General features: G+C 45.1%; 16 protein-coding genes. 9 read left to right on the top strand and 7 right to left on the bottom strand.

Going from position 1 to position 16102, the window contains the following annotated elements:
* The first annotated feature begins 92 nt into the window (after positions 1-92).
* The gene (locus C7B77_RS08770) at positions 93-671 is read left to right on the top strand and encodes a WD40 repeat domain-containing protein (RefSeq protein WP_106302962.1); all 579 of its coding nucleotides are present in this window, start codon (positions 93-95) and stop codon (positions 669-671) included.
* A 169-nt stretch (positions 672-840) separates the two neighbouring features.
* Here the strand turns inward: C7B77_RS08770 and C7B77_RS08775 are convergent, their stop codons facing one another.
* Positions 841-1029, bottom strand: coding sequence for a hypothetical protein (locus tag C7B77_RS08775; protein ID WP_106302965.1), 189 nt, complete (start codon positions 1027-1029; stop codon positions 841-843).
* The gene (locus C7B77_RS08780; protein ID WP_181243770.1) at positions 1026-1286 is read right to left on the bottom strand and encodes a hypothetical protein; all 261 of its coding nucleotides are present in this window, start codon (positions 1284-1286) and stop codon (positions 1026-1028) included. The genes C7B77_RS08775 and C7B77_RS08780 overlap by 4 nt, the downstream gene beginning before the upstream one ends.
* A 46-nt stretch (positions 1287-1332) precedes the next feature.
* Between C7B77_RS08780 and C7B77_RS08785 the strand changes: the two genes are divergently transcribed.
* The 3 genes from C7B77_RS08785 to C7B77_RS08795 all read left to right on the top strand — a co-directional run bounded on the left by C7B77_RS08785 (position 1333) and on the right by C7B77_RS08795 (position 3038).
* The gene (locus C7B77_RS08785) at positions 1333-1620 is read left to right on the top strand and encodes a ribbon-helix-helix domain-containing protein (protein WP_219892051.1); all 288 of its coding nucleotides are present in this window, start codon (positions 1333-1335) and stop codon (positions 1618-1620) included.
* Between the two features lie 49 nt (positions 1621-1669).
* A complete protein-coding gene (locus C7B77_RS08790) occupies positions 1670-1882 on the top strand; it encodes a DUF6737 family protein (protein ID WP_106302968.1) in 213 nt (70 codons plus the stop codon).
* Positions 1883-2003: 121 nt separating this feature from the next.
* Complete coding sequence (locus C7B77_RS08795) at positions 2004-3038, top strand: hypothetical protein (protein WP_245894120.1); 1035 nt, start codon at positions 2004-2006, stop codon at positions 3036-3038.
* Between the two features lie 287 nt (positions 3039-3325).
* Here C7B77_RS08795 and tsf read toward each other — a convergent pair whose 3' ends face one another.
* The 3 genes from tsf to cobS form a co-directional block, all read right to left on the bottom strand.
* The gene (gene tsf / locus C7B77_RS08800; RefSeq protein WP_106302971.1) at positions 3326-4270 is read right to left on the bottom strand and encodes a translation elongation factor Ts; all 945 of its coding nucleotides are present in this window, start codon (positions 4268-4270) and stop codon (positions 3326-3328) included.
* Between the two features lie 193 nt (positions 4271-4463).
* Positions 4464-5255: a 30S ribosomal protein S2 gene (gene rpsB, locus C7B77_RS08805; protein ID WP_106302974.1), complete on the bottom strand. Its 792-nt coding sequence runs from the start codon at positions 5253-5255 to the stop codon at positions 4464-4466.
* 278 nt (positions 5256-5533) lie between these two features.
* Positions 5534-6292, bottom strand: coding sequence for an adenosylcobinamide-GDP ribazoletransferase (gene cobS, locus C7B77_RS08810; protein WP_106302977.1), 759 nt, complete (start codon positions 6290-6292; stop codon positions 5534-5536).
* Positions 6293-6456: 164 nt separating this feature from the next.
* Between cobS and rsmA the strand changes: the two genes are divergently transcribed.
* Positions 6457-7302, top strand: a complete 846-nt coding sequence (gene rsmA / locus C7B77_RS08815; protein ID WP_106302980.1) for a 16S rRNA (adenine(1518)-N(6)/adenine(1519)-N(6))-dimethyltransferase RsmA — start codon at positions 6457-6459, stop codon at positions 7300-7302.
* Positions 7303-7454: 152 nt separating this feature from the next.
* Here the strand turns inward: rsmA and C7B77_RS08820 are convergent, their stop codons facing one another.
* Complete coding sequence (locus C7B77_RS08820; RefSeq protein WP_106302983.1) at positions 7455-8723, bottom strand: M16 family metallopeptidase; 1269 nt, start codon at positions 8721-8723, stop codon at positions 7455-7457.
* Positions 8724-8918: 195 nt separating this feature from the next.
* On the opposite strand from C7B77_RS08820, the gene C7B77_RS08825 reads away from it, so the two are divergent.
* Positions 8919-9962: a hypothetical protein gene (locus C7B77_RS08825; protein ID WP_106302986.1), complete on the top strand. Its 1044-nt coding sequence runs from the start codon at positions 8919-8921 to the stop codon at positions 9960-9962.
* 64 nt (positions 9963-10026) lie between these two features.
* On the opposite strand, the gene C7B77_RS08830 is transcribed toward C7B77_RS08825, so the two are convergent.
* Positions 10027-10761, bottom strand: coding sequence for a 4'-phosphopantetheinyl transferase family protein (locus C7B77_RS08830; RefSeq protein WP_106302989.1), 735 nt, complete (start codon positions 10759-10761; stop codon positions 10027-10029).
* Positions 10762-10985: 224 nt separating this feature from the next.
* On the opposite strand from C7B77_RS08830, the gene aspS reads away from it, so the two are divergent.
* From aspS to mrdA, 3 genes are all read left to right on the top strand, one after another.
* Entirely contained in the window at positions 10986-12779 is a 1794-nt protein-coding gene (aspS, locus tag C7B77_RS08835) for an aspartate--tRNA ligase (RefSeq protein WP_106302992.1), read from the top strand.
* Positions 12780-13336: 557 nt separating this feature from the next.
* Positions 13337-13756 (top strand): CsbD family protein, encoded by a 420-nt coding sequence (locus C7B77_RS31040; protein ID WP_181243771.1) that lies wholly within the window; start codon positions 13337-13339, stop codon positions 13754-13756.
* Positions 13757-14291: 535 nt separating this feature from the next.
* Positions 14292-16102, top strand: a 1811-nt coding sequence (mrdA, locus tag C7B77_RS08845; protein WP_106302995.1) for a penicillin-binding protein 2, incomplete at its 3' end; no start/stop codon positions are given.

The following is a 16102-nucleotide window of genomic DNA, read 5'->3' on the forward strand; positions in this document are numbered from 1 at the left end:
CTTCACCGATCGTATTTATTTGCTTACTTTGTTTGCTCAATTTGCTATCGATCGAGCATACTAAGTAATGAAGAGCCATTATTGCGTGTGGAGTGCGTTCAAAAGAAATTGCTGCTTATAACTTATTGGTAAATCCTATTAGCTCGGATGGTTTTGCTACAAAGTTTCGAGGACAAAAATTTAGCTCGGAACACTCTTTATCCAATTCATCTGTCTTAATCAGTCCAGATAGTAATTTTTTACTGAGTCAGTCGTTGCATCCCAGTTGTGGTTTCCATCATTTATGGGATCTGCGAACTGGTGAGCTAGTTCGCACATTTAACATCTCAAATTTTGGGCTTGCTGAGTATATTTCAATAAATCATGCAGGACAAATACTTGCTTGTGGTTCATTTTTAGATCGGATTCAGGTGTGGGACGTACACACTGGCGATATCATGTGTTCTTTAGATGGGAACTTGCCAGCTACAATGAGCATCGATGGAAAACTTTTAGCCTACTGTAACTGTGAGATGGATATTATTTTATGGAATATCAGGAATAATCAAAAAATTGGTGCAGTAAGTGGAAGTCTGACCAAGATTGAGCAAATTGCTTGTAGTCCAGATGGAAAATGGCTTGCAAGCTATCATCAAGGTCAGGAGATCGAGATTTGGAGTATACAGCCGTAAAGAGGGTGACTCACAGATACTGCAACAATGCACTCGATCGACGTTTCATTTTTATGGGAAATAACGATAAATGTTCGATCGATCTTTGCGATCTCATTGTCTTTCTAGAAAAACCGATCTGATGATTCTCCAAGCTAGAATGAGGGGGTTCGATCTATCCAAAGGTAGGTTAACTTTGTCCCTGCTCTAATGCTTTACCTAATCGTTGTTTGCGCTGAGTCAATATTTCTCGATCGAGTTTAGCAATAACTTCTTCTAGTTGAATACCTGCAAACTCCATTTTCTGACAATTTCGATGCGCTCTAGCTAAAGTCTGCTTAATCTTTTCTGGTTCTGGTGAAGTGTGCCTAGAACTCATTTTAGCCTCCAATCAAGTTTGATTTCTTCTAGACTCCGCTCTAGAGCTGGAATGCGATTCTCAATATTTGAGATCGCTTCATTCATTAATTTTAGCAGATCGGCAGAAACAGTGGGTTGGACTTCGGCAATCCGTAAGTGTAGCGTTGATAGTTGAGAAAGTCTGGTTCTGGCTTGTTCAGCTATTTCGGTTAGTTGCTCTAATGTCGAGATTGTTTCTGGATTTTCACCAACACTCTCCAATAGTGTGAATTCCAAAGATTTTGCTAGACTAGAGGAACGGTTAACACCTGAGAAAATCAGTATGATATCATTCGTTGGTGATAGCCTCTCCGTAGACGATCGATCGACAGCAGAAATATTGGACTTGCACCTAAATAGATCTGGAGTAAAGAGTATGAATATCCAATTAAAATCAGAACAAGAACAATTTATTCGATCGCAGATCGATCGTGGAGAATGCCAGACTGCTGAAGATGTTATTTCCGAAGCGTTTAAATTATTAGAAGCCAGAACGAAGAAGATTGAGGAACTCCGCCAAAAGATAGCAGTTGGCACCGCTGAAATTGCTAATAGACAGATGGAGAAGTAGTATTTGAAAGATTGCAAGCCAAGCTAGAAGTAAAATAATTAATTAAATCGTGAGTAAGACAAATCTTTGGGAATCTAAGCCTTGGTGGTGTCAGCCATGGACGATTATTTTGACTGGGATAATTATCATTGCAGGTAGTTGGCTGGTATTTCATACTCTCTGGTTAACTGTGCCAGTAGCCGTATTAATTATACTGTGGTGGACTTATTTTTTGATTATCGTACCGCGTATATTGGCTACACAAGATTTAGATCGCTCGTGAATGATATTTTAATCACAGAGGTACAAAGAGAGATAATACTTTAGAAAAGTTATCATGAATTGCATAAAATATCACAGCATGGATCGATCGAGTGGCGGGAAAATAATGTAAATAGTTCGTGATGAATCAGATGCACAAGATTCCTGATTGGTATATTCTCCCTAGTGCAGCATTTACAATTAGTAGAAAACAAATTAAATATTATAATTTTCTGGAAAAACAGCCAGAGAATGGTGATGTTGTTTATGGGAAAGTTACTCGACTCGGACAACATGTCGAACTAGAAAATAAATCGGGGAGAATTCACAGGCTTAATGAAGGCTCGACAGCTATTTTTGTATTTGGTAATCGTTATGCGCCAGATTTTTATGAAGGAACTATCCCGCTAACGATGACAAACAAAGTCGATCTGTTGGCGCGATCGGGTATTATTGGCAATGTTCAGGTTAAAAATTCATCGGTTAAAGAACCTACGCACGTCAAGATCTTAGGATATGTCTGCGATGCCAGTGGTGAAGTCGTTAATACCCGTAATTATCCATTAATCCAACCTAAGAAAACGGAGAAAAAAGAAGATAGATCTAAACTCATATTGTTTATCGGGACTAGTATGAACTCTGGGAAAAGTACTAGTGCTACTGCTTGTTGTTGGGCGTTGACGACGATGGGATATGATGTTCGGGCTTCTAAGGTGACGGGTACTGCTAGTCTCAAAGATATTTTGCACATGCAAGATGCCGGAGCTTCGATCGTGAATGATTTTACGCATTTTGGATTTCCATCTACTTATCTTTTAGATGAAAAAGAAGTAGTAAAAATATTTAACGATCTCGATCTTAAATATGCAAATAATCCTAAAAATTATTGGTGTGTTGAATTAGCAGACGGAATTTTGCAACGAGAAACAGCACTATTATTAAAGTCTCCAGATGTGCGATCGCGCATTCACAAGCTGATCTTTGCCGCTCATGATACTTTTGGGGCGATCGGGGGTTTGAATGTCCTCAAGCAGGAATTTGGCTTAGTTCCGGATGCTATTTCTGGCGTGTGTTCGAGTTCGCCGTTATTTTTGCGCGAGTTAGCAGAATTTACCGATATTCCGGTATTTAATAATATCGATTGCAATCTCCAACAATTATCCGAATTATTAATTTAGCGATTTAATTTAGAAGATCGATATCCCCGACTTCTTTGAAAGGATGTTTGAAAAGTTTAATTGCTACGTTTCTAGTGGGCAAATCCCCCTAAATCCCCCTTTTTAAGGGGGACTTTAATCCGGTTCCCCCTTAAAAAGGGGGGTTAGGGGGGATTTTTCAGGGTTTACAAATGCAATCTTATTCTTTTTAAACATCCACTAAGAAGTCGGGGATATTTCCTAACCTATCTACAAAAAAAGATAGATCTAATTTTAGACCTATCTTTTACATTTATTTCACTTAGAAATTACATTTTGCCCATTTGAGCGGCAACTTCAGCAGCAAAATCAGACTCTACTTTCTCAATGCCTTCACCGAGAATAAAGCGAGTGAAACGGCGAACCGTGACATCTTCGCCCAATTGCTTGGTCGTTTGACCGATCAACTCAGTTACAGTGATATTCTGATCTTTGATGTAGGGTTGATCTACCAAAGTCATTTCTTTGAGACGTTTGTCGATGCGTCCTTGGACGATCTTTTCTTTGATATTGTCGGGTTTGTTGGCAATATCGTCGCGTCCCATTTCGATTTCTTTTTCCTTGGCAGCGATCGCTTCAGGAATTTCGGAGACGTTGATATACTCTACGTTGGGACAAGCTGCAACTTGCATTGCCAAGTTCCTTGCTAATGCTTTGAAATCGTCGCTATCTGCCACTTTTGCAGAAGTACAACCAACTTCTAACAATACGCCGACTCGTCCACCAGTGTGGATGTAGCAATCGACAGCACCTTGGGTACCATCAGCAACGTGATAGTTAGCCAAACGGCGCACATTGAGGTTTTCACCAATTTTAGCGATCGATTGGACGATTGCTTCTGATACTTTGATGCTATTGTCAGCCGCATAGGGTTGAGCCAAGAGTGCATCGACGCTATCAGCAGTAATCGCTTGGTGCGCCAGACTTTGGACTAATTCTTTGAAAGCGTCGTTGCGCGCCACAAAGTCAGTTTGACAGTTGACTTCGATTAACACGCCAGTTTTGCCGTCGGCTTGAATATAGTTATCTACCAAGCCTTCAGCAGTGACTCTGTCACTTTTTTTGCCAGCAGCAACCATACCTTTTTGACGCAACCATTCTGACGCTTTGGTCAAGTCGCCATCAGTTTCGCCTAAAGCTTTTTTACAGTCCATCATACCTGCACCCGTTTGGCGGCGCAGTTCTTGAACCATCTTTGCAGTTATTTCAGCCATTTTCCTTTATCTGTGTTCGAGATGGTTTTTGGTAGAGAGGTAAGGGGTAAGGGGTAAGGGGTAAAGGGTAAAGGGTAAAGGGTAAATAAATGCTTTTGATTTATCCCTTTGCCCTCTAACCTTGCCCCTTTCCCCTTACTTCACAATTAACTCATTAATTGCAACAACAATCCCCATTCCCTATCCCCTAATTTTAGCCTTCGCCGCCTTCATCAGCAGCTTCGGCAAATTCGCCTTCGTCATCGAAGTCGTCTTCAACGTCTTCATAGCCATCGTAAGGATCGATATCGGCACCTTCAAGTTGACCGTGACGACCTTCATAAATCGCATCGGCGAGTTTGCCGAGGATTAGTTTGACGGAACGAATTGCATCGTCATTCGCGGGGATAGCTACATCAACCAAGTCGGGGTCGCAGTTGGTATCTAGTAGCGAGACAATTGGAATATTCAGCTTTTGGCATTCCAACATCGCATTATATTCCCGTCGTTGATCGACGACAATGACGATATCGGGTACCTTGCGCATATTCTTGATCCCACCCAGATATTTCTGGAGTTTAGCCATTTCCCGTCGCAGTACGGAGGCTTCTTTTTTGGGTAACAAATCTAGCGCGCCGCTGGCTTCGCGACGTTCGAGATCTTTCAAGCGTTCGACCCGACTTTTGATCGTCGTCCAGTTGGTGAGCATTCCCCCCAACCACCGTTGGTTGATGTACGCTGCACCACACCGACTCGCTTCTTGAGCGATGATGCCTGCTGCTTGACGTTTGGTACCTACAAACAGAAACCGTTTGCCTTGTTCTGCGGCTGTGCGCATGTATGTATAGGCTTCTTCCATCAACTGGGCGGTTTGCACCAAGTCGATGATGTGTACGCCGTTGCGCGCAGTGAAGATGTATGGAGCCATTTTGGGGTTCCAACGTCTGGTTTGGTGTCCGAAGTGGACGCCAGACTCCATCATTTGCGCCAAGGTTACTACTGGCATAAGATTCTTTACTCCTAATCGGGTTTATCCTCCATCCAGGCTGTATTCCGCTCACGAAACACCCGAATTCCTAGATGTGCGAATTTTTAGACAACCTTTTAATGATAACAAATTTTCGGAGGATATTAACATAAATTTCTAGCTACGTTCGGGCTAAGAGCAGAAGTCCACTGAAGTGAACTGCCAGATTCTTCAGTCCACTGAAGTGGACTTTCTCTCTGAGCAACTAATTCATTTGAGGGCGGTGCTCGAACGGAGCAAATATTCTTAACCCGAACTCAGGAGATCGGAATCGTACACAGACACAAGATTAACGCTTCCGACCATTCCACGACGGCTCCATAGGTATCGCCAGTATGTCCGCCCAGACGGCGATGGAAGTAATACCCGATCGAAACGGCAACCCCACAACTAGCAACAGATATTATCCCGATCGCGACCCAATTTGCGGGTTGGAAATAAAGCTGACATCCAGTTACAGCAAGCACTAAAAATAGCCCCAGCAAGATGTCGTTAGGCAAATTCAGCCCTTTGCGATGAAATGCGCCCTTACCTTGAACCTTGAGGTAAGGATACAATCCGATCGACAGTACCTGTCCCCAGCGACTCCAGCCTGCAACTAGCGGTAAAATCCAGATTCGATCGTGGGTAATTTCATTTAGGGCGCATGTTTTGAGTAAGATGATAACTACCGCTACCATCGCCCCAAATGCGCCAGTAACGCTATCTGACATCACGATCAACCGCCTGTCAGGATCTTGGACTGCCAAGCCATCGGCACTATCCATCGCCCCATCTAGATGCAATCCGCCCGTCCACCAAATCCATAGCACTACGATAATACCCGATCGAATTAAGATGGGCATTTGTAGCCACTCTAAGCCCAAATCTACCAATCCCAATCCTCCCCCCAATAACAACCCGATCGCAGGTGCCCACCGAGCGATTCTGGTAAAATCCAATTGAAGCTTCGGCGAGATCGGAAAGCAGGTATAAAATGTCAGCGCAGCAAGTAGGGAGTTGAGATTTAGTAGCACGGTAGAGAGTAGCTATTGAAGAAGAAATGGTTTCGGAGATTTTATATTAATCGATCGAGCCTCCCGATGCAGTTAAATAATCTGAGTTTCGTTAGTGCCAAAGGGTTTCGGCTAAAAAAGATTGTCATTATTTTCCTTAACTCTCAACTCCCCACTCCCCACTGATGAAGACAAAGAAACAATTCGGACAACACTGGCTGCGTAACGAACAGGTACTCGATCGCATTATCACCGCTGCGAAGATCGCCCCAACCGATCGAATTCTGGAAATCGGCCCTGGTACTGGCATTCTCACCCGTCGGCTGGTGGCGGCGGCGAGTGCGGTGGTAGCGGTGGAGATCGATCGAGATTTGAGTGCGTTACTCGTCAAAAAAATGGGTCATCTCGATAATTTTATATTATTAGAAAATGACTTTCTCAATCTCGATGTCGATAGTAATTTAACTGCTTTTCCTAAATTTCAACAAGCTAATAAAGTTGTCGCCAATATTCCTTACAATATTACGGGGCCGATCCTCGAAAAATTACTAGGTAATATCGTCCATCCAGCCGAGCGACCGTTTGATTCGATCGTATTATTAGTTCAAAAAGAAGTCGGCGATCGGTTATTTGCCAAACCGAGTACTAAAGCCTTCGGTGCATTATCGATTCGCGTTCAATATTTAGCCCACTGCGAATTAATTTGTCCCGTTCCCGCTCGCGACTTTTCGCCGCCGCCGAAAGTTGATTCTGCAGTTGTCAGGCTGACACCAAGAAGGTTGGAGTTGACTGCTAATAATCCGAAGTTATTAGATAATTTAGTTCGCTTGGGTTTTAGTACTCGCCGGAAAATGCTTAGGAATAATTTGCAAAGTGCGATCGATCGAGAGTCACTTGTCGAACTCCTCGCATCGTTAAATATTAGTGATGAAACTCGTGCTGAAGATCTGAGTATCGAGCAGTGGATAAAGTTGTCGAATTTGGTAGGCGATCGAAAAGTCTTAAACCCGATCCAATCAGAAGAAATGTAGATTTTTTTCTAATTTACTAGACCCCAAATTCTCGCCAGACACAGCACTTTTCAGGTTGGTGAGGTACGACAGATCCCCGACTTCTTCGAGAAGTCGGGGATCTACGACACGAGTTACGTGAATCGCTACCTATTACCCAACTCCCAACTCGATTACTCCGGCTTAACTGTAATAATTCCATACGCATTCGGCGAGAGGTACTGACGAGCGGCGAGTTGGAGGGTTTTGGCATCCAGAGCTTGGATTTGCTGCGGATAGTTGAGAGCTGGGGATAGATCGCCGACTACAGATCGATAATAACCGTAAAGATCGGCTCGATCGCTTGGAGTTTCAGTGCCAAAAATATACCGATTGGCAACTTGACGGCGGATGCGCGAGATTTCCGATTCGGTAGCCAGAGTGTGTTGGAGTTGAAAGATATGTTGGGTAATAATTTGTTCGACTTCGGCGATGTTTTCGCTCGGTAACTGCGCGCTTAAATAAAATAACCCCTGAATGCGGTTGCTCATATTGCTAACGCTGACATTATTCACTAGTTGGCGTTCTTCCCGCAATTCTTTGACCAATCGCGACGTGCGTCCAGAGCCGAGGATCGCTGCTAAAATGTCCAGCGGATAAGTTTCAGATAAATGCATTAAACCAGGCACGCGCCACACCATAATCAATCTTGCTTGTTGCAAGCTCGGATCGATATATTCGCGACGCACTATGCGATTGAATGCTGGCTCGGGAGTGGGTTGAGACTTTTTGCCCACAAATTCCATCGCAGGCATACTACCACTTTGCGAAGCAAAACCATCTGTAACAATATCGATTAATTCCTCTACAGGTAAGTTGCCAACTGCTACCGCAGTCATTGATGTCGGTTGATAATGAGTCGCGTGGAAAAAGCGCATTTGTTGAGCGGTGATACCTTCAATAACCGCTTCGGGGCCTAAAACCGGACGCCGATATGCTAACTTAGCAAATGCGACTTCGATCGCCTGTTGATAGATCCGCCGCGAGGAGTTATCCTGCGATCTGCGAATTTCTTCGAGTACCACCAATTTTTCACGAGCAAAGTCATCCTCAGGAATGCGAGGATTGGTAACAACATCGATTTGGAGTGGAGCTAGTGCGGCAAAATCTTTAGGCGCAGTGGTGATGTAGTAATGGGTATAGTCTTGACTCGTCGCCGCATTTGTCACCGCACCGCGTTCTTCTACCAGTCGCTCGAATTCACCCGCCGCCAATCTGGATGTCCCTTTGAACACCATGTGTTCGAGGAAATGTGCCATGCCATTAATTCCATCGGTTTCCAGGAACGAACCCACGTTTAGATAGATGTTGAGATTTACCGCTTCTACAGGCATCTGTTCGGCAACGATGGTCAATCCATTTGGTAAGGTGCGAACTGTCGGGCGATTGAGGGTAGTAGTCACTGCAATTGTGCTCCTGCTGAAGTGAGACGATCGAATTTTATTGTCCTCATTAGTATAGTAGACCCAAGCGATCGAGCGGATTAGAGCTATTGACAACACCAGCAACTTGGGTAGCCGAGTTCATAGTTAGAGGTGATTGGGAATACTAGTAATTAATACCACTGACGCTCAAAATCAGAGTTGAAAAACTACAAAATGAGCCATGCTGTCGATTATTTAATGAAATTTATGCTGGGTTTATCACAAACACTCGAACGTTGGGAATATTTATGGCGTAAACAAAATGTCACTTACTGGGCATTTGCGTGGTCGGCTCTATCGCTATTTACTTATATCTTTTTTAGTGGCCCAGCGCAGGGGATCGAGCGACCTTTCTGGTATCGAATTTTTACTGCTTATATTCTCCAAAATATCCCGACAATTTTTGCAGGACTGCTATGTATTCGCAATGGAGTGAGCCGCAGAATGCCCAGTGGCAGTCAAGTTTGGTTACTTTTTGGCACCGCTTTACTCTCTTACTCGACAGGCAATATCTTTTTTAGCTCGTGGGAATTAGTCTGGCATCTTAACTCGACTGGATCGCTCGGCGATCCCTTTTTCGTGATTTTTTATATTTGTCTATTGCTGGCGATGTTTACCGCGATCGTCAATAAGCGCGTGCGGTTAAATATCTATCAATGGGCGATCGTGTTGGGCATTAGTATTTATGCAGCGACGATCTTGTTGTGGATTCTCAAGCCACCTGCCGATAGTAGTCCTACTGTAGTTGCTGCTGCATCGGCACCTGCTAGCCAAGTTCAGACGGCAGCTATCACATCTGCGGCAACTCCCGCACCCACGCTAGCTGCACCCGCAGTCGAACCGACACCAGACGCACCTGGATGGGTAATGTTTTTCGACGGTATCCTCAAACCTTTCGGTCAGAATTTAAATGCTTTTTATGTCTGGTGCGATATCGCTCTATTTGCGATGGCGATCGTGATGATTTTAGCCTTCTGGGGCGGACGACTCAGCAATGCTTGGCAGTTTATCGCTCAGGGAATTACTTGTTATTATATTGCCGATATGTGGTTTGCCTATGCGGGAAATCAGATTAAAGACTACCAAGGTGGCTTTATGTTGGAAGTCTTTTGGATTCTGGGTGCGATCCAGTTTGGTGTTGCTGCTGGCATCGAATTCGAGCACATGCTAGCCCGTCAGCAGGGTAACGAAGACTGGATATATGACGAGATGGGGTAGAGGGGTGGATGGGTGGATGGGTAAAAGAACGATTCTGTCCCCCGTCTCCCGGTTTCCCTGACTTCTAGCTCATCATCCTCAGTGTCCACTCGGTACGATCGATCTCGCCGCCGATAACGATCGCGCTGGCGTATTCGGCTGATATTTCTAATTTCTGAATGTGCCAAATATCATTTGTAGGTACGGAAATAATCGCAGCAGGGGTACTGGGATCGATCGAGACTTCGATTCGATCTAAGGGAGTACTCAGACCAGTTCCACAGGCTTTGAGATAGGCTTCTTTTTGTACCCACGCATGAAAAAATGCCGCTTGTTGGCTATCGAGTGGGAGACTATGAAAAATAGCTTGCTCTGCGGGAGAAAAAAATCGATCGACCAAATCCGCCGCAGGCAAAGGATGAATGTATTCGATATCGATACCAATCGGATCTTTGGCACTGATACCATACACGGCTCGATCGCGAGAATGCGATAGATTAAACTGGATCTGGCTACCCTCGATTCTCGTTCCGTTCGCGTAGCGTTTGCCTTCGCAAAGAGGCTTCGCCAACGCAGGTTTGCCACGATCGCTATAGGTAAACACAATCTCTGCTGGACTCAGAGCGAGATACCGACTCAAAATTTGCCGTAAATATCCGCGCGCGACGATCCAACGATCGCCGTGGAGCGGATTTCTAAATTTAGCTGCACGCTGGCGTTCTTCAGGACTTAAAAATCGACTAAATTCGTCAATTTGTTCGCGATCTCGATCGAGATGAGTACTCCAGACATGAATATCGCACTCTGATAACATCAACATGCGTGGATCTGCGGTGCAAAGAATGGTAGATAATTAGAGACAACCCATTGTACTCCCGTCTGAGTTTAGCAGCTCAAATAACTTGTCGGTACGCGGTGCCCTAGAGAGACAGCGATCGATAGAGGCTGCAATGCCGATCGGGGTAGAATAGATTTCAATCGCGCCTCTTCAACGATGAAATCGGGCTTTGAAAGTAATTATCATCGAACTAGATTTTTTAGCATATGCGAACCCATTATTGCGGTACCATCCGCACGGAACAAATTGGCGAAACTATTACTCTCTGCGGATGGGTAGATCGTCGCCGCGATCTTGGGGGGGTGATTTTTCTCCATTTACGCGATCGATCTGGTTCGGTACAGGTTGTCAGCGATCCAATCCGCACGCCTGAAACTTATACGTTAGCAGAAACCCTTCGCAGCGAGTATGTCGTCAAAATTACCGGACGCGTTTACGCACGTCCCGCAGAATCCCTGAACACGCGGATCGATACAGGCGAAATTGAAGTCTACGCCGAGCAAATCGAGATTCTCAACCGCGTCCACAAGCAATTACCCTTCCAAGTATCTCAGACCGAAAATGAGTTCGTGCGGGAGGAGTTACGCCTCAAGTATCGCTATCTCGATCTGCGTCGCGAACGGATGAGTGCCAATCTCCAGCTCCGCCATCGAGTTGTCAAAACGATCCGCCGCTGTTTGGAAGATCGCTTTAACTTTATGGAGATCGAGACGCCGATCCTGACGCGATCTACTCCCGAAGGTGCCAGAGACTTTATTTTACCCAGTCGCGTCAATTTAGGAGAATGGTTTGCCCTCCCTCAATCGCCGCAATTATTCAAACAACTATTGATGGTGTCGGGATTCGATCGCTATTATCAAGTCGCGCGGTGTTTTCGCGATGAAGATTTACGTGCGGATCGTCAACCTGAATTTACCCAATTAGACATGGAAATGAGTTTCATGTCTCAAGAAGAAATCATCGAGCTGAATGAGGAATTAATTTGGCAAATCTTTAAAGAAATCAAAGGTGTCGAATTATCCCGTCCCTTCCCGCGTATGACCTACGCCGAAGCGATGGAGAATTACGGTTGCGACAAACCCGATACGAGATTTGACTTGAAATTAGTCAATGTTTCGGAGTTATTTAAAGACTCCCAATTCAAAGTATTTTCAGGCGCGATCGCTAGCGGCGGTATCGTTAAAATCCTCCCAATTCCTGGCGGTAATGAAACTATCTCCAACGTTAGAATTAAACCAGGTGGCAACTTATTTAAAGAAGCGACAGAAGCAGGTGCTAAAGGTTTAGCCTATATTCGCGTCCTCGAAAATAATGAAATCGATACGATCGGTGCAATTAAAGACTCATTATCTGACCAGAGCAAACAACAACTATTAACCCTCACGGGTGCCAAACCTGGAGACTTATTACTCTTCGGTGCTGGCGATGCAGCGATGGTGAATAAAACACTCGATCGATTGCGCTTGGTTATCGGTCGCGAACTCGGTTTAATCGACGACAATAAAGTCAATTTATTATGGGTAACGGACTTTCCGATGTTCGAGTACAACGCTGATGAAAAGCGTCTCGAAGCTCTGCATCACCCCTTTACCGCACCCCATCCCGATGACATTAGCGATCTAACCACTGCACGCGCCCAAGCCTACGACATTATCTTCAATGGTACCGAAATTGGTGGCGGTAGCGTGAGAATTCATCAACGTGAAGTCCAAGAAAAAGTCTTTAGTGCGATTGGTTTATCAGCCGCAGAAGCTAACGATAAGTTTGGCTTTTTACTCGAAGCTTTTGAGTATGGCACCCCTCCTCATGGCGGGATTGCTTACGGACTCGATCGATTGGTAATGTTACTTGCAGGTGAAGATTCGATCCGCGATACGATCGCGTTTCCGAAGACGCAGCAAGCACGGTGTTTGCTCACCAATGCACCCGCACATGTGGATGCCAAGCAACTCAAGGAATTAGAGGTGATTTCTACTTATAAGCCTAAGGCTGAAAGTTAGGTAGTATCAGTTTCTCCTTGTAATTAAATTAGGCGTTGCTGAATTTAGATACGATTTACTTTTGATACAAGCCATCGAAATTTAAGGTAGGGGTAATTCATGAATTACCCCTACCTTAAATTTCGATGGGAGTTCATACATCAATTCAGCAACGCCTTAAATTAAATATAAATGGCTCTTCATCACCTGGTATGCTAATCTCAGCTTTTTGACCCGAAATCCTTACTGCTAAGCCAAAAATGGCTGAAAAATCTAACAATAATAGATTTTAGGCTCAATCCCTTGTTAGCTATCAATCTGGGCGGAAATCAGCATACTAAGTAATGAAGAGCCATATAAAATAACCCGAAAGGTTGTGCGGGGATCTTCTACTAATATACAGAAAAGATCGATCGATGACCCCTGATGTACCATTAGATGGATATTTTATCTTTGGTTTAAGTAATAGATACCTCGATCGATAGAAAAACACTAATTCGTTCGGCAGATGAGTAAATTTGTTGTCTAGAATACACTTTATGTATAACCAAAATTGAACAAACAACTCACTACTTAATATGAGTATCGAAAATCGCACTGAAGCCGCTATTAAAGACGCTGAAGGTAAGGCTCAGGCTGCTGAGGGGGAACTTACTAACGACTCTGGCGATAAAATTGCTGGCAACGCCAAACAAGTAGAAGCTGACGCACGTAACGGTGCTGAAGATCTCAAAGATAATGCCAAAGATGCTGGCGAAACGCTCAAAGAAAAAGCTGGCGAACTTAAAGATAAAGTCGGCGACGCTTTTAACAATCTCAAAGAGAATCTCTCTGAGGGCGCGCAAGAAGTTAAAGCCAATACTGAAGACGCGATCGATAATACCAAAACCAAAGCCCAAGATCTCAAAGCTGAAGCAGATCGAGCAGAAGAGCGCGCCAACCACGGCACAACTAATGCTGTAGCAGATGCCAAGGCAAAAGTTAATAACCTCAAGTAGTCGATTTCGATCGATGCTATCATTTGATGCTTGGCGATCGTCCATCGCTAGGATAACAGTTTAGGCACATTATACTCACACTTAATTAGCCGACCAGTACTAACCGATCGTTAGCACTGGTCTTTTTTTGCACCTACTCGTGTCGAGTTAAATTCGATCGAGATAGATCTAGAAGATTGTTACGCGTAGACCCAACTTTTGCCCCAAGGTGGCGTGCCAATTCTTTGCCAAAAGGCGATCGCAAGTCGTTCGTCTAAGACGACAATTTTGGCCATCACAATTAATATACTTGCTGCTATAATCTAAGCGATCTCGATGGGGATAGAGGATAGAGAATAGAGGGTAAAGATTAAAGAAGAGACAATAGTGGATGGAGATGCAAGCATCCCCATCCACCCATCCACCCATCCACCCATCCACTCATCTACTCTAGTGCGGTATCCCCTACTCAGACAAATGGCCGAGATCGGCTAAGATCCCAACTATCTATCCCGGTTGACAACTAGATCGACCTTCTCCAGCTAAGCTTAATTTTATGCAGAATCGGTTCTCTGACAACTTTTCTGGCGATTTATCCGGTGGTGACCTTGGGATATCCGGTTTTTATAACAAAACCCGCACCGTCGGACAAGGAAATCAAGCTTTGGTCTTAATGACAATTATCGGGCTGGGATTGGTCGGTGCGATCGGTTCGCGGTTGGCTTATTTGCAATTAAACCAAGGCATCAAAAACCGTCAAATTGCCGAAACCAATCGCGTCCGCACGGTTGCCAAACCGCCCGTGCGCGGTAATATTTACGATCGCAAGGGTCGGCTATTAGCTGGCAATAAATTATCGCATTCGGTCTTTATTTGGCCTTTAGCGATCAAACGTGAAAACTGGCTCAAAACTCGCCGCGAGGTAGCCCAAATCCTGGATCTAGACGAAGACACGATCCAGAAGAAGATGACTGGGACGAGTGTCAATTCGACCAATCGGGTGCGGATCGTGCGCGATCTGACCACCGCACAGATTACCAGACTCCAAGAATATGGTGCCGAAAAAGAAGGGATCGATGTCGATATCGAATCGGTACGTTATTATCCTGGCGGGCAACTTGCGGCTCACGTTCTGGGCTACACGGGAGAAATGAACGATCGCGAATTGGCCAAACGCCGCCCGATGGGTTACCGTTTGGGCGATGTCACGGGCAAAATGGGACTAGAATCGACCCTCGAAGACAGGTTGCGCGGTGAGTGGGGCGGTACCCAAGTGGAAGTAGATGGCGCGGGGAGATTGCAGCAATTTTTGGGACAAAAAGTCTCTAAACCAGGGCAAGATGTGACAATTACGATCGATCGCGATCTCCAAAAAGTTGCGGAAGATGCACTGGGCACTCATAAAGCCTCAATCATCGCCATGGATCCGCACACGGGTGAAATCTTGGCGATGGCCAGTCGTCCTGCTTTCGATCCAAATTCACTCTCTGGGCGGATTTCTCCCGCTGTCTGGAAAGAACTACAAGGAAAAGATCACCCCTTTGTCAATCGCGCGCTGAGTGTCTTCCCACCCGCTAGTACTTTCAAAATCGTTACAACTACTGCCGCTTTAGAATCTGGCAAATTTAAGCCCGATACAATTCTCCAAACCTATGCCTCCTTGCGAATCGGTGGCTTTACCTTTGCCGATTGGAATCACGCTGGGTTTGGGCCATTAGGCTTTCCAGGTGCCCTGAAATGGAGTAGCGATACGTTTTTCTATCAAGTCGGACAGCGCATTGGTGGGCCGACCTTGATCGATTGGACGCGTAAATATGGGTTCGGTAAAAAAACTGGGATCGAACTCCCCGAAGAGTCCAAAGGTTTAGTCGCTGACGACACCTGGAAGCAGCTCAATTATAAGATGCCCTGGTCGATCGGCGATACGATTAACATGTCGATCGGGCAAGGATTTCTGCAAACAACACCCCTCCAAGTGGCAGGGATGTTTGCCGTGCCAGCCAATGGTGGCTTTCTCGTCCGACCGCATCTAGTCAAAGATCCGGCCAAGCGAGAAGGGCGACAATCGATGAATCTGAAGCCCAGTACGATTGAGACTATTCGTAAAGGTTTGCGTCAGGTTGTCGATGGTGGTACGGGTGGTGCGCTAAATGTTAAAACTATCCCACCTGCGAGCGGCAAAAGTGGCACGGCTGAAGCCCCTCCTGGTGAAAACCATGTCTGGTTTGGCGGCTACGCACCAGCAGATAAACCGCAGATTTTGGTTGTAGCTTTTGGGGAGCACACTGGCGGTGGTGGGGGTAAAACAGCCGCACCGATGGTACTCAAGGTGATCGAAGCTTATTTTAATGGTGGTAAGCCTTTACC

This window comes from Chamaesiphon polymorphus CCALA 037, from assembly GCF_003003845.1.
In the GTDB taxonomy this organism is placed as follows: domain Bacteria; phylum Cyanobacteriota; class Cyanobacteriia; order Cyanobacteriales; family Chamaesiphonaceae; genus Chamaesiphon; species Chamaesiphon polymorphus.

Coding starts and splice junctions, on each gene's coding strand:
- C7B77_RS08775 (WP_106302965.1), bottom strand. CDS start 1,029: ATGAGTTCTAGGCACACTTCACCAGAACCAGAAAAGATTAAGCAGACT.
- C7B77_RS08785 (WP_219892051.1), top strand. CDS start 1,333: ATGATATCATTCGTTGGTGATAGCCTCTCCGTAGACGATCGATCGACA.
- C7B77_RS08795 (WP_245894120.1), top strand. CDS start 2,004: ATGAATCAGATGCACAAGATTCCTGATTGGTATATTCTCCCTAGTGCA.
- tsf (WP_106302971.1), bottom strand. CDS start 4,270: ATGGCTGAAATAACTGCAAAGATGGTTCAAGAACTGCGCCGCCAAACG.
- rpsB (WP_106302974.1), bottom strand. CDS start 5,255: ATGCCAGTAGTAACCTTGGCGCAAATGATGGAGTCTGGCGTCCACTTC.
- rsmA (WP_106302980.1), top strand. CDS start 6,457: ATGAAGACAAAGAAACAATTCGGACAACACTGGCTGCGTAACGAACAG.
- C7B77_RS08825 (WP_106302986.1), top strand. CDS start 8,919: ATGAGCCATGCTGTCGATTATTTAATGAAATTTATGCTGGGTTTATCA.
- C7B77_RS08830 (WP_106302989.1), bottom strand. CDS start 10,761: ATGTTGATGTTATCAGAGTGCGATATTCATGTCTGGAGTACTCATCTC.
- aspS (WP_106302992.1), top strand. CDS start 10,986: ATGCGAACCCATTATTGCGGTACCATCCGCACGGAACAAATTGGCGAA.
- C7B77_RS31040 (WP_181243771.1), top strand. CDS start 13,337: ATGAGTATCGAAAATCGCACTGAAGCCGCTATTAAAGACGCTGAAGGT.